Here is an 11520-nt window from a genome sequence, read left to right on the forward strand (position 1 = left end):
GGTGCTGCCCAGCTACCATTGATCGAGTACCCCAGACCCTCGCCGGCCTCGCCGCGCGGGGGTTTGTCGTCAGTGGGTAAGCCGCAGCGCCGCCAGCATGGCGAGCGTCGCGACGGGCGGGATCAGCGGGGCGGACCAGCGGGTGAAGAGCGCGCCCATCAGGCGGCCTCGCCAGTCAGCAGTGCGTGCAGCGAGGGCGCTGCTACCAGCGTCCGGAAGCCGACCTTGTAGAAGCGCAGAGCTCCCTCCTTCTCCTTGCGGCGGAGGGTGGCGATGCTTAGGCCGGTGACGCGGGAAGCATCCTGGAGGGTGTATGAGAGCGGCGCCGGCGCGCCGGTGTGCAACCGGGTGTTCCCATCGACGCTGGACGAAAATTGCATCGGGCTATCCTTTGCTTCCGCGGCGCTGCATGACGCATCACCGCGACGCAAAGGTCGCCGGAACGGCTCCCCTTTTAGCCCCGTCTTTGAGGGGAGGCTGGCCAGCCGGCAAAGACTTGGTCAGCCAGCACGTACTGCGCATAGCGCCGAAGTGCCGCCGGGCGTCCCTTAAACTCCGCAACATACTCGAGGGCTCGACGGAATTTCTGTACGCCCACGCATTCGGGGTCGGCAGATGGACCTTGAAAGTCCTGCCGCCAGTTTTCGATTGACCTCTTGGGCGCGGCGTATGGTTTCCCGTGAATTCGTCGGGCAATCTCAGCACTGGCTTCCTTGAGAGGCATTCCTGCTTGGACTAGGCATTCCGTCGCGATCGCAATCTGGGCCCGCACGATGAGCGTAAGGGTATCGGTCGGAGGGCTATTGCCAGCCTTCGCCGGTCTAATGATCGGTGCGACGGTGCCACGTTCGAGATCGCCGAGGCCTGCGAGCAGCGCGGCGAGCGGCGCTAAGAGCTGCATCCCGCGCTGCGTCTCTGCAGGATCAGGGGTTTCTGTTGTTGTCTGGACAAAGCGCTGAAAGGCGAGCAGCGCTTTCGCGGCACCTACCCGGCCGCTATATCTTGCGTCCTTGCGAAAGACTGCCTCAGCGTCCGCTAATTCAAGAAGCAGCGCATCATGGGCCGCTCGCAACGTCGCGCGAGATTGCACTTTCACGCCTCCGCAGCACATTCCGCAGGGGTGGATCGCGGGGGGGGGGCCCGGGAGCGGATATCCCTGGCGCACGGCTGGCCGGCTGGCCCCTGCGAAGCTGAAATCCAGCGCCTAGCGAAGCTGGCACTGTGGAGCAACGGCATGTTGTGCCGTCGCGAGACGCATAGCAAACGGCGCGGCTAGGCGGCTACGCCCTTACCCTGCCGGAAGTGGGCGCTGGCGTATGCCTGCGCCTCAGAGCGCGACCGGAAGATCTGGGCGCCGTGTTCTCCGTCGTCTGGTGGCAGCGCTGCCCAGTGCCAGCCAGGCCAGTCCAGGCGCGGCGGGAGGTCGTTGACCAGAGCGTGGTACTCGGGCAGCGGCACGACCCGCCAACCGTCCTTGGCGAGATCGGAAAGCGGCACCATGGCGGTGCCGGCCCGGCCCCTGCCCAGGCTCGGCACGGCGCGCAGTGGCGTCCATTCGCTGCTTGATCGCCGATCGCCGGTCAGGGCGCTGGCGGCTATCCGCTGCATGATTGGCGACAGGGCGGCCATTTCACCGGACACGGCATTGGCCCTTTCGATCAGGGCATCGATCGCCGGGAAGCGCATCTAGCGCTCCTCCCTTTCGATGCGCGCCAGGGTGACGATGACGCGGCGAGCCGCCTCGGTAATCACATCCTCATCCTTGAACCATTCATCCAACGCGCGCTGGCGGTCGCGGACGGTCCTGCCGCGCACCACAGCGTGGAGGAGATCCTGGCCGCGCTTCGTTAACTTCACGTCCTCTCCCGATGCGCAGTCGGGGATCGGGCTACCGGTTCGCGAGCGGCCTCCCTCCGGGAACGGGATAATGCTGGCGCTCATGCCCCGGACTCCTTGCCGAACGCCGGGAACGGCAGCGCTGGAAACATGCGACGGATGTCCGCCTCCAAGCTCTCTGCTACGTCCTCCTCCGCCGCTGCCAGGCCGACGTCCAGGCCACGCAGCACGTGCGACAGCTTGACGCTCAGGCCGAGCGCGCCGTCTGCCTCTATCCTGGCCATCTCGCGAAGGGCGCTATCCCAGCGCTCGTCGGCGGCTTCCGCCGCGTCCTCGTACTCGTCCCAGGCGGCGCGCTCCTGAGGATCATCGGACAGTTCAAAGCCGCCCCCGCGGGAGTACGCGACCTCCTCGGCGGCACGTGCCTGCAGAGCGGAGGAGTGCAGTTCAACTAGCCGCCGGTCGTTCAGGCCGGCCGGCACCACTCCGGCAGCCACCGCTGGCGCCGGAGCTGCCAGCGTCGCCGCTGAGACGCCCAAAAGGGCGCGACGAGATGCGCCGGTCATGGCCGCACCTCGACCACCTGTGCTTCCGCCCACGCGAACGCCGGTCCCTTCTTGGCGAAGGAACGGGCGGCCAACTCGCTGCCCTCTGGCGGCACTGCGAGCCACGTCCGGGTATCCCAGTTGAGCGGGGAACACAGCGCATCGTAGCCGGCAGGGTCGCGCCGCGTGTGCCGCGGCACCGCGAGGAAGCGCCAGCCCTTCGCCTCCAACGCCCGCTCGGGCGCCTTGAGGACCAGACCGTCAGCGGGTGGGACGCACAGCGTTTCGTCAACCGGCGTTCCGCCCTCCGCGGCGAAATCGTACGCCCTGTTCATGGGTGCCCCGCCGCGCCGCAACCGATCAGCTTCGCGGTTGCCGACATGCAGCGCCGCCACATCCGCGGCGGCGGACAGCCGCGCGATGGTGGTGAGGAACCGATCCCCGCCCGGATCGCCGAGCGGAGCCTCGAGATGCTGAGACATTGTGTTGCTCCCTGCTTAGGCCCAGGAGGCCGCCAGCGGCCGCGCACGCGTCGCCTGGGGGATCGCTGCGCGGCGGATGCGGGCGCTTCCGATGACGGCCAAACCGGCAGCGACACCGAGGCATACGACAACAGCGCCGAACGCCGGCTCGATCTGGAGGAAACAAGACGGCGGGGGATGCAGGCTCCCCGTGCTATAAATGGTCGCAGCCATGACCTTCTCCTTCCACGAGAGGGTTGAGGTGAGGCCGGGCGCGGGGAGCTTCCACCTTCCCCCGCTCGGCCGATATCATCGATATAGGTTATTCGCTTTCTGGTCAATAGTGCCGATAGCGACTATATTGATGAAATGGCCCGACCGTCCGTTCTCACCGTGAAAAAGCTCATCGCGATGGAGCCAGCGCTGGCTGCTGCCATTGAGGATTTCCGCTTTCAGCGGCGGATCAAGACGGAGGCTGAGGCGATCCGGCACCTGATTGAGCTGGGGTTGCAAGAGGCTCTGGGAGCGTCGGCGCGCGCTCGCGCGGCGACTAATGCGGTTGGCCCTGAAGACGAGGCCCGCGGGGGTCATGAAGCCGCGGCGGCACGCCCGGGGCCTACCGTGCCGGGCACCGTACGGAAACGGCGGAAAGTGCCGCAGACGTAAGGCGGGTTTGACGGTGTTGAGGGGCGTCCGCATTGCGCGAAGTGATCCCAAGTGCCAAGCGAACAATGAAGATCTCACGCCGCCGCTCAGGCGGGGCGTCGTCGGGTAGTGAACGGTAAGCGGTCGAGCCAGGTGCCCGGCTGAAGAAGGAACGTGGCCATGAGTGACGACGCCAATTCCCAGCGACTTCTGGCGCGCATCGCGTCATCGACGGATCGACCGTGGTTAACGACGTGTCGCGACCACAACCGAAAGCCAGGACGAGTTATCGCTGCGGCGACTGCCGCCGAGGAAAGGCTGCGAGATCTCGATCTGCAGATGGCGCTGAGCATTCGACCGGCGGGGGCGACTCTCGAAGATCGAGTTTTCGAAGCGCTCCGGGTTTACCGTGAAATCCTTAAGCACAAGCACGGTCGCAACCAAGCCGCCGGTCACACGGAGCGCGCGATAAGGAACCACGGACCGCGTGGCGCGCTTCTCGTCGCGCTGAAGGGCAACAAACCAACAGACGGCCTCTTGCGGCTGGCCGAATTTGATCGTCTTGACTGTTCCTATGAGCAAATTGCAATCGACTTCGCCCACGAGCTTCCACCCGACGTAGTCGAGCGGGCGCGGCGCAACCTCGCCATGCTGAGCGCGCCTTGAGCGCAGCCGACCCCGACTGTGTCGACAAGGGGGAAGACCGAAGATTGCCTTATTTGTTCCGATTCACGACTTCATTGAACCGCACCAAAAATTCCTGCTCGTTTGCAACTTTTGGCGTTCCATTCACTTCGTCATATGCGGCAGATAACTTCGCGCATGCTCTAACCATGTTGCGCATTGCTGATGGCGATAGACGAACGGCGACAAGATCCACGTTTGTGGTAAACCCAGGCCCTCTATCATCATTCACCCCGAAAACCAGCGTGAAGTCCGCAGGAGACACCGCCAGTCGGATCTGGTTAGCGTAAACGTCCTGAAAGGAAGCGGCGCGGGTCGGCGGCCCTTCCGTACTGACGACTCTGCCTATCTCTTCGCTCATGATACAATCTCCGCAGCCACTGTCTTGGGTTCTGAGACGTGAACCTGTATGCTTTTCCGCACAGCAGGCTCCAACTCTGGCGATCGAACGTCTTTGATGTTACTTACCGCGTTTCCTGTGAAGTGAAGCAGCATCATTTTATTTTGTAAGGGCTTCGCTTTCGAGAAAAATTCAGCATAGGCATCGAAATTCTCGTGGCCGCTATCTTCACTTGCCGCGATTTTGATTTCTACATCTCCGCCTAGCGCTTCTGTCAGTTCTCCGAAGGTCCGAAGCGTCCAATTTCCCGGGCTGCTGAGGTTCCTCGACACCCAGGCAGGATCTCGGCCTACACGATCTGCCAAGTCCTTCTGCTTCCACCCCTCATCCTGCCTTCGCCGCCAAAGAGATCGGATAGCATCGAAAGCCACATCTCGGACCCGGGCGAATCCGTAGGCTGCAGCGTCCCTAGCCCCCTGGCTGCTAGGTGACTGGGAAGACATCGCAATTCTCCGTAACGTAATCACCAATGACCGAGCCAGTATGCGGAGGAAAGTCGAAGAGGCGGTTCCAAGTGGCCACGCATTGCGTCATTGCGGTTGCCCAGGCATGGGACCCGAACCGACCTAAGTAGCTCCTGGTGTGGAAATTGGTGAGCACCAACGCGTCGGCAATCAAAAAGCGCCCGAGCATTCGCACCTGCTGAGTTTTCGGCTCGGTAACCCGGATTTCCCAGATCTCCGGCGGAGGTTCGGCTAAGCGTCGCATAAAGCGCCTGTGCTGATCACCGTAAACCAAGTCTCCACGTACCCAGCGTTCTAGGGCTGCGTACATTTCGCCGTTCTTCCCGAGCAGGTTCACGGCCGAGTTTGGGTCACTAAGGTCCCGAGCAGCCTCTCTGGTAAGATAGACTTGGCGCTTAGCCTTTCGGCGAGCGCGCGGGAGATGCGGATGCAGGTCGCCAGCATCGACAAGTGTCCTCACCCTCTCGGCAATTGACATATAAATCAATGAACCCCAATGTGCAATGCACTAGTTGCGTAACGATAACCTACACGACCGCGCCCTGGCAAAACTCCAATCATCGGGCTGTTATCGCCTGCGGCAGCTTGGGCCCAGAGTGAGCCAAGACAGACGGTCAACCCTGCCCTGCGTACGTTGGGGTATGCTCGTACATCCGGACGGCGCCGCCCAAAGTCAGTAACGATTTCGCTCGCCAGTGCCGGCCCCAAGGCCCCAGCCGCCATTCGGCCTGGCCCCGCTGGCCAGCGGCCAAATTACCATTATTTTTCAACGACTTACGACGCATGGCCCCGCTTGCCCCACTGGCCCCACCGAAAAACAGTGAGTAGGGGGGAAGAGACAGCTCAGTTGGGGGCGGCACCCGTTATGCGTGTGACGGTCGCGGTGGGAGCGGAGGTGCAGTAGGCGCCCCAGTCGGCCATCAGCGGAATACGTCGGTCGAATAGATCGGAGCGGCGGTAGGCGCCGGAGACCTTGTTCGGCTCCTCATGAGCCAGCGCCCGCTCAGCGGCTTCAGCGTCCGCCGGCCGGGTGTCATCCACCCAAGTCCGGAAGGAGGAGCGGAAGCCGTGCGGGACCGCAGCGCGGCCATCCGCGTCGCGCCAAGGCGCGGGCGCTTCTTCCGAGCGCTCAGCGTTCATGCGTCGCACCACCTCCGAAAGCGCCATGTCGGAGAGAGGCTTGGTCCGCTTAGCGGATGGGAAAATCAGCGACGCGCCAGCGAGCTGCGCCAGACGCGGCAGATCGGCGAGCGTGGCGCTCGCGCCGTTCGCCAGGTTGTACGCACGGAGCAGCGCCGATATGGCGGCAGGCGACAGCGGGACGCGATGTGGCTGCACGTCGGAAGCCTTCTTTCCCTTCATCCGCTCGCCGGGAATCGTCCAGGTCGGCACTCCGTCGAGCATCACCTCTGACCACCAGGCACCGCGGCTCTCACCGGAGCGCACGCCGGTCAGGATGGTGAATTCGAGCGCGAGCGAGCCGAGGCCTTCGCGCGCATGCAGCGCCGCCACGAACGCCGGCACCTTCGCCCAGGGAAGCGACGGGTACTTCCTGCCGCCAGGCAGCGCCGGAAGTCCAAGGTGCCGCAACATGCGCGGGTCGGCGGGATTGTCGTTCAGCCTCCAGCCGTGCGCCGCCGCATAGCGAAGCACCGATCCAATCCTCCGCAGCACCTTGCGCGCCGTCGCGGGGCGGCTCGCCCAGACCGGCCCGATCGCATCCAGGACGGCCGCGCGGTCGATCTCGTCAACGGGCTTCTTGCCAAGCCGCGGGTGGGCATGGCCGGCAAGGGAGTTCCGCCAGGTCTTCGCCGTCCGGGTGCCCTTCCAGCCAGGCACTTGCGCCGCGATGTAGAGATCCGCCACAGCTTTGAAGGTCCGCGCCTGAGCTGTGCTGGCCGCCTCGCGTTCGGCGGCAGCGCGGCGCTCCGCCGCCTCTCGCTCAGCAATCGGGTCAGTGCCCGCCTGTGCCAACTCACGAGCTGCGCGCGCCTTCGCGCGGGCATCGCGCAGGCTCACGGCGGGGTAGCCACCCAAACCCATATCGCGGCGCTTCCTGGCGATCGTGAGACGGCAGAGCCAGATCTTCGCCCCGCTGCTCTTCACCTCCAGCAGCAGCCCGCCGCCGTCGCTCAGGCGATAGGCCGACGCTCGCGGCTTTGCCGCGTCGATGGTTTTAACGTCCAAGCCCCTTGGTGTTCGCGCCATCTGCCGAGGTCCGCTCCGGGGCTCACTGCCCGCCAGACCCCACATCTAGCCCCCACAATGATGCTGCGCCAGCCTGACACACCCTGATCCACCAGAGGCGGAAACGCCCGTTAGATTGGGCCGAATCATAGTATCGGAGATACAGCCTGATCCGGCCTGACACAGAACGATGGTGTCCGCCGGGGACACCATACTCTGCGGCTCGGTGGCTGACTGCTACGCGGCCGGCCCGCACACCAGCGAAGCCCCTCACAGCAGCCCACGCGATGCCTGCCCGGCAGGGCGCCTTGGCGCGCCAGGCGAGGCCGCCCTTCGCCGCTGCGCAGCCTTTCCCAACCTTCGCACGCTTCGGGCGGCTTCCCGGCAGCGTTGCCCCTACCGTCAGAGCTGAGGCACGCTGGCCGGAATCAGCCCAGGCATTAGCCAAGCCCCGGGCAGTTCCTCCCCGCGGGCATGATTACGCGACGACGTAGGCGCCCCGCTCTCCGGGCACCGGCACCAGCCGGGTGGTCAGGCCGAGCACCGTCTCCGCGCCGCCGAGATAGACCACGCCCCCCGGCAGCAGCAGCCCGGCCAGGCGGTCCAGCACGCGGGTCTTGGTTTCCGTGTCGAAGTAGATCAGCACGTTGCGGCAGAAGATCGCATCGAAGCGGCCAAGCGAGCGCGGATCGTCCAGCAGGTTCCAGAACCGAAACTCGGCGGCGGCACGCAGGGCATCGGCGATCTGCCAGCGCCCGCCCTCGATCTGGCGGAAATGCTTGACCAGCAATTGCACCGGCAGGCCGCGCTGCACCTCGAATTGCGTGAAGACGCCGCTCCGTGCCCGCTCCACCATCTCCATCGAGATGTCGGTGCCGAGGATCTCCGCGGGGCCGGCCTGTAGGCCCAGCTCCTGCAGGATCATCGCGATCGAATAGGCTTCCTGCCCCGAGGAACAGGCGGCCGACCACACCCTGAGCCGGGTGCCTGGGCCGCGCGCCGCGCGCAGCGTCGGCAGGAAGCGCCGCAGATGCTCGAAGGGCTTGCCGTCGCGGAAGAAGAAGCTCTCATTGGTGGTCAGCGCCTCGACCACTTCCTGCGTCAGCTTCTCCGCGCGTGGTCCGCGCAGCTTCAGCACCAGCTCGTCCAGGCTGCCGAGCCCGGCACGGCGGATCAGCGGCGAGAGCCGCGTCTCCATCATATAGGCCTTGTCCGGCGTCAGCACGATGCCGGAGCGGCTGCGCGCCAGCCCGGCGATGAAATCAAAGCCCGCGGTGGACAGTGCCGAGGACGACGCGCTCATGCCGGCTCCGGCAGGGCGCCGACCTGCACCAGCTTGCTCTGCAGGATCGATTCGTCGAAGGGCTTCATCACGTATTCCTGCGCGCCCGCGCCCAGCGCTTCCACGATGCGATCCAGCGCCGCTTCAGTCGTGCAGAGGATCACCGTCGGATGGTCCGGGCCGAAGGCCGCGCGGGCGGCCTTGAGGAAGGTCAGCCCGTCCATCACCGGCATGTTCCAGTCCAGCAGCACCACATCCGGCAGGCTGCGCTGGCAGGCCGCCAGCGCGACCGCGCCATCCTCGGCCTCATTCACCGCGAAGCCGAGATTCTCGAGCATCCGGCGGGCCGCCTTGCGGACCACGCGACTGTCATCGACGACCAGGCAGGTGCGTCCCATGGATACCTCCGACATCGTCTCAGCCCAACGCCAGAACACGGTCGACGTCGAGCATGACGATCAGGTTCTCCTCTTGCCGATGCACGCCGCGGGACAGCGCCTGCCAATGCGCATCGAGCGTCGGCGGATTGGGTAGGATGCTGTCGGTCGGCATCGGGATCACGTCCCCCACCTGGTCGGCGAGCAGGCTGTAGAGCTCCCCTCCCTGCTCGACGACGATGCTCATCGGGCGCATGCCCTCGCCTGCCGGCGGCAGGCCGAGGCGGCGGCGCAGATCGATCGCGGTCACGATGCGGCCGCGCAGGTTGAGGCTGCCCGCCACTTCGGACGGCGCCAGCGGGATGCGGGTCAGCGCCTGCGGCCCCAGCACGTCACGCACCGACAGCACGGAGATCCCGCAGGCCTGCTCGGCCACCGTCAGCGTCAGCACCGTCTCCTCGGCGACGCTCTTCGCCTGTGTCTCCACAGCCATGTCGCTCCGCATGGGCAATTCCCCCTTCAGGCCAGTGCCGGCGCGCGGCCGACGCAATCGCGGAGCGAGGCCAGCAGCGCCTCGCGCTCGAATTTCACGACGTAGTCAGTGAAGCCCGCCTCATGGCCGCGCTCGATATCCTCGGGCTCGCTCCGCGAGGTCAGGGCGATCAGCGGCATGTTCCGCCAGGGACCTTCCTGGCGGATCGCATGAGCGAAGTCGTAACCGCTGAGTCCCGGCATCTCGATGTCGGTCACGACGGCGTCGAAGCCGATGCCTTGGTCGCGCAGCCGCAGCGCCTGCGCCGCGCCTTCGGCCGCCGTCACTGCATAGCCCGCCGCCGACAGCGCCGGCACCACCATGTTGCGGAAGAAGGGGCTGTCCTCGATCAGCAGGATGCGGGGCGCGGCGCCGGCGGTGCGGGCCCGGTGGCCGAACCAGTCGCCCCCGGCCTGGCGCAGCCAATGCGCGGTGTCGATCACCTCCGTCGCCTTGCCCGCGATCACCGCGCTGCCGAGGAAGCCGGGCCGGTCACTGCCCATCTGGATGTCGAGCCGCTGCTCGACGACGTCCAGGATCGTATCGACCATCAAACCCATGGAGTGCTCGCCGTCGCTGAACACCAGCACCGGCTGGCGGCCTTCGGGCGGCACCCAGGTCCCGCCCACCGGGATCAGCGGCATCAGCTTGTCGCGATACTGCACGACCTGCACGCCGCCCGAGGATTCGATCCGCTCGACCGGGATATCCTCGAGCCGCGCGACGAGCGCCAGCGGCACCGCCTTCGGTGCCGCGTCGCCGCCGCGGAACAGCAACAGCGCCGTGCTGCCGTCGGAGCCGGCGACGCCCGACACCGTCTCCTCCCGCACCGCCGCTTCGCCGTCGCTGCCTTCGGCGCCAACGCCGGCCGCGCGCGCGATGCCGTTCGGATCGAGGATCATGATGACGCTGCCGTCGCCAAGGATGGTATTGCCGGAGAAGACCGTCACATGGCGCAAGATCGGCGCCACCGGCTTCACCACGATCTCCTCGGTGTCGAAGACCCGGTCCACGACAATGCCGAAGACCTTCTGCCCGACCTGGGTGACGATCACGAAGGCCTCGCCGGTTCCGGTGGGCGGCGCCGCCGGCGCCAGGTTCAGCAGGCTCGCGAGCGGCACCAGCGGCAGCAGGCGGTCACGCAGCCGCATCACCAGCGAATCCTTGATGCGCTCGACGCGGGGGCCGCCGGCGCCGGCCCGCACCAGTTCCACCACCCCGATCTGCGGCACCGCGAAGCGTTCGCCCCCGGCCTCCACGATCAGCGCCGCGACGATCGCGAGCGTCAGCGGGATCTTGATGGTGAAGGTGGTGCCCCGTCCCTCGCGGGAGCGCAGCTCGATGGTGCCGCCGATCTTCTCGATATTGGTCTTCACCACATCCATGCCGACGCCGCGGCCGGACACCGCAGTCACCTGCTGCGCGGTGGAGAAGCCAGCGCGGAAGATGAAGCGCTGGATGTCATGGTCGCTCATCTGCGCGAGCTCGGCCTCGGTCGCGAGGCCATTGGCCAGCGCCTTGGCCCGGATGCGGTCGACGGCGAGGCCGCGCCCGTCATCGCCGATCTCGATGATGATGTGCCCGCCCTCGTGGTAGGCGTTCAGCGTGATGCGCCCGGTCTCCGGCTTGCCGGCGGCGCGGCGCTGCTCCGGCGTCTCCAGCCCATGGTCGCCGGAATTGCGCACCATGTGGGTCAGCGGGTCCTTGATCAGCTCCAGCACCTGCCGGTCGAGCTCGGTCTCAGCGCCCTTCATGTCGAGGTCGATCTTCTTGCCGAGCTCCAGCGCCAGGTCGCGGACCAGCCGCGGCAGCTTCGCCCAGGCATTGCCGATCGGCTGCATGCGGGTCTTCATCACCCCTTCCTGCAGGTCGGAGGTGATGTGCGACAGGCGCTGCAAGGGCACCGCCAGCGCCGGATCGCCGCCGGCACGGGCGAGTTGCAGGAGCTGATTGCGGGTCAGAACCAGCTCGCTGACCAGGGTCATCAGCCCTTCCAGGACATCGACCGTGACGCGGATGGTCTGCGGCCCGGCGGCCGGGCCGCCGCTTTCCACCGCCTCCGGCACCGGCGCCGCGGCGGGCGCGGGCAGGGCGGCGGGAGCCGGTG

At 66.2% G+C, this 11520-nt stretch carries 14 protein-coding genes; 1 reads left to right on the forward strand and 13 read right to left on the reverse strand.

Translation table 11 applies throughout. The annotated features are described in order from the left end of the window. Nucleotides 1-158: 158 nt before the first annotated feature. From GXW71_RS28245 to GXW71_RS28270, 6 genes are all read right to left on the reverse strand, one after another. Entirely contained in the window at nt 159-380 is a 222-nt protein-coding gene (locus tag GXW71_RS28245; RefSeq protein ID WP_211856056.1) for a helix-turn-helix domain-containing protein, read from the reverse strand. Between the two features lie 74 nt (nt 381-454). Continuing rightward, nucleotides 455-1090, reverse strand: a complete 636-nt coding sequence (locus GXW71_RS28250; RefSeq protein ID WP_211856057.1) for a hypothetical protein — start codon at nt 1088-1090, stop codon at nt 455-457. 182 nt (nt 1091-1272) lie between these two features. Further along, nucleotides 1273-1686: a hypothetical protein gene (locus GXW71_RS28255; RefSeq protein ID WP_211856058.1), complete on the reverse strand. Its 414-nt coding sequence runs from the start codon at nt 1684-1686 to the stop codon at nt 1273-1275. Next, nucleotides 1687-1941: a hypothetical protein gene (locus GXW71_RS28260; protein WP_211856059.1), complete on the reverse strand. Its 255-nt coding sequence runs from the start codon at nt 1939-1941 to the stop codon at nt 1687-1689. It lies immediately after the preceding gene. Next, nucleotides 1938-2402, reverse strand: coding sequence for a hypothetical protein (locus GXW71_RS28265; protein WP_211856060.1), 465 nt, complete (start codon nt 2400-2402; stop codon nt 1938-1940). The genes GXW71_RS28260 and GXW71_RS28265 overlap by 4 nt, the downstream gene beginning before the upstream one ends. Further along, complete coding sequence (locus tag GXW71_RS28270; protein WP_211856061.1) at nt 2399-2863, reverse strand: hypothetical protein; 465 nt, start codon at nt 2861-2863, stop codon at nt 2399-2401. Before GXW71_RS28270 ends, GXW71_RS28265 begins: the two co-directional genes overlap by 4 nt. Nucleotides 2864-3667: 804 nt before the next feature. Between GXW71_RS28270 and GXW71_RS28275 the strand changes: the two genes are divergently transcribed. Beyond that, nucleotides 3668-4153: a hypothetical protein gene (locus GXW71_RS28275; protein WP_211856062.1), complete on the forward strand. Its 486-nt coding sequence runs from the start codon at nt 3668-3670 to the stop codon at nt 4151-4153. Nucleotides 4154-4202: 49 nt separating this feature from the next. Here GXW71_RS28275 and GXW71_RS28280 read toward each other — a convergent pair whose 3' ends face one another. The 7 genes from GXW71_RS28280 to GXW71_RS28310 all read right to left on the reverse strand — a co-directional run. Next, on the reverse strand, nt 4203-4532 hold the full coding sequence (locus GXW71_RS28280; RefSeq protein WP_211856063.1) for a hypothetical protein: 330 nt from the start codon (nt 4530-4532) through the stop codon (nt 4203-4205). Continuing rightward, nucleotides 4529-4876: a hypothetical protein gene (locus GXW71_RS28285; RefSeq protein WP_211856064.1), complete on the reverse strand. Its 348-nt coding sequence runs from the start codon at nt 4874-4876 to the stop codon at nt 4529-4531. Before GXW71_RS28285 ends, GXW71_RS28280 begins: the two co-directional genes overlap by 4 nt. Before the next feature lie 1002 nt (nt 4877-5878). Beyond that, nucleotides 5879-7222, reverse strand: a complete 1344-nt coding sequence (locus GXW71_RS28290; protein WP_211856065.1) for a tyrosine-type recombinase/integrase — start codon at nt 7220-7222, stop codon at nt 5879-5881. A gap of 478 nt (nt 7223-7700) precedes the next feature. Then, nucleotides 7701-8525: a CheR family methyltransferase gene (locus tag GXW71_RS28295; protein ID WP_211856066.1), complete on the reverse strand. Its 825-nt coding sequence runs from the start codon at nt 8523-8525 to the stop codon at nt 7701-7703. Then, nucleotides 8522-8902: a response regulator gene (locus GXW71_RS28300; protein WP_211856067.1), complete on the reverse strand. Its 381-nt coding sequence runs from the start codon at nt 8900-8902 to the stop codon at nt 8522-8524. The genes GXW71_RS28295 and GXW71_RS28300 overlap by 4 nt, the downstream gene beginning before the upstream one ends. A 19-nt stretch (nt 8903-8921) precedes the next feature. Continuing rightward, a complete protein-coding gene (locus GXW71_RS28305; RefSeq protein WP_211856068.1) occupies nt 8922-9386 on the reverse strand; it encodes a chemotaxis protein CheW in 465 nt (154 codons plus the stop codon). A 14-nt stretch (nt 9387-9400) separates the two neighbouring features. Next, nucleotides 9401-11520: hybrid sensor histidine kinase/response regulator (locus GXW71_RS28310; RefSeq protein WP_246526967.1), on the reverse strand; the 2120-nt coding region annotated here is incomplete at its 5' end.

The sequence above is a fragment of the Plastoroseomonas hellenica genome, from assembly GCF_018129085.1.
GTDB classification, from domain to species: Bacteria; Pseudomonadota; Alphaproteobacteria; order Acetobacterales; family Acetobacteraceae; genus Plastoroseomonas; species Plastoroseomonas hellenica.

Coding starts and splice junctions, on each gene's coding strand:
- GXW71_RS28245 (WP_211856056.1), bottom strand. CDS start 380: ATGCAATTTTCGTCCAGCGTCGATGGGAACACCCGGTTGCACACCGGC.
- GXW71_RS28255 (WP_211856058.1), bottom strand. CDS start 1,686: ATGCGCTTCCCGGCGATCGATGCCCTGATCGAAAGGGCCAATGCCGTG.
- GXW71_RS28260 (WP_211856059.1), bottom strand. CDS start 1,941: ATGAGCGCCAGCATTATCCCGTTCCCGGAGGGAGGCCGCTCGCGAACC.
- GXW71_RS28265 (WP_211856060.1), bottom strand. CDS start 2,402: ATGACCGGCGCATCTCGTCGCGCCCTTTTGGGCGTCTCAGCGGCGACG.
- GXW71_RS28270 (WP_211856061.1), bottom strand. CDS start 2,863: ATGTCTCAGCATCTCGAGGCTCCGCTCGGCGATCCGGGCGGGGATCGG.
- GXW71_RS28275 (WP_211856062.1), top strand. CDS start 3,668: ATGAGTGACGACGCCAATTCCCAGCGACTTCTGGCGCGCATCGCGTCA.
- GXW71_RS28280 (WP_211856063.1), bottom strand. CDS start 4,532: ATGAGCGAAGAGATAGGCAGAGTCGTCAGTACGGAAGGGCCGCCGACC.
- GXW71_RS28295 (WP_211856066.1), bottom strand. CDS start 8,525: ATGAGCGCGTCGTCCTCGGCACTGTCCACCGCGGGCTTTGATTTCATC.
- GXW71_RS28300 (WP_211856067.1), bottom strand. CDS start 8,902: ATGGGACGCACCTGCCTGGTCGTCGATGACAGTCGCGTGGTCCGCAAG.
- GXW71_RS28305 (WP_211856068.1), bottom strand. CDS start 9,386: ATGCGGAGCGACATGGCTGTGGAGACACAGGCGAAGAGCGTCGCCGAG.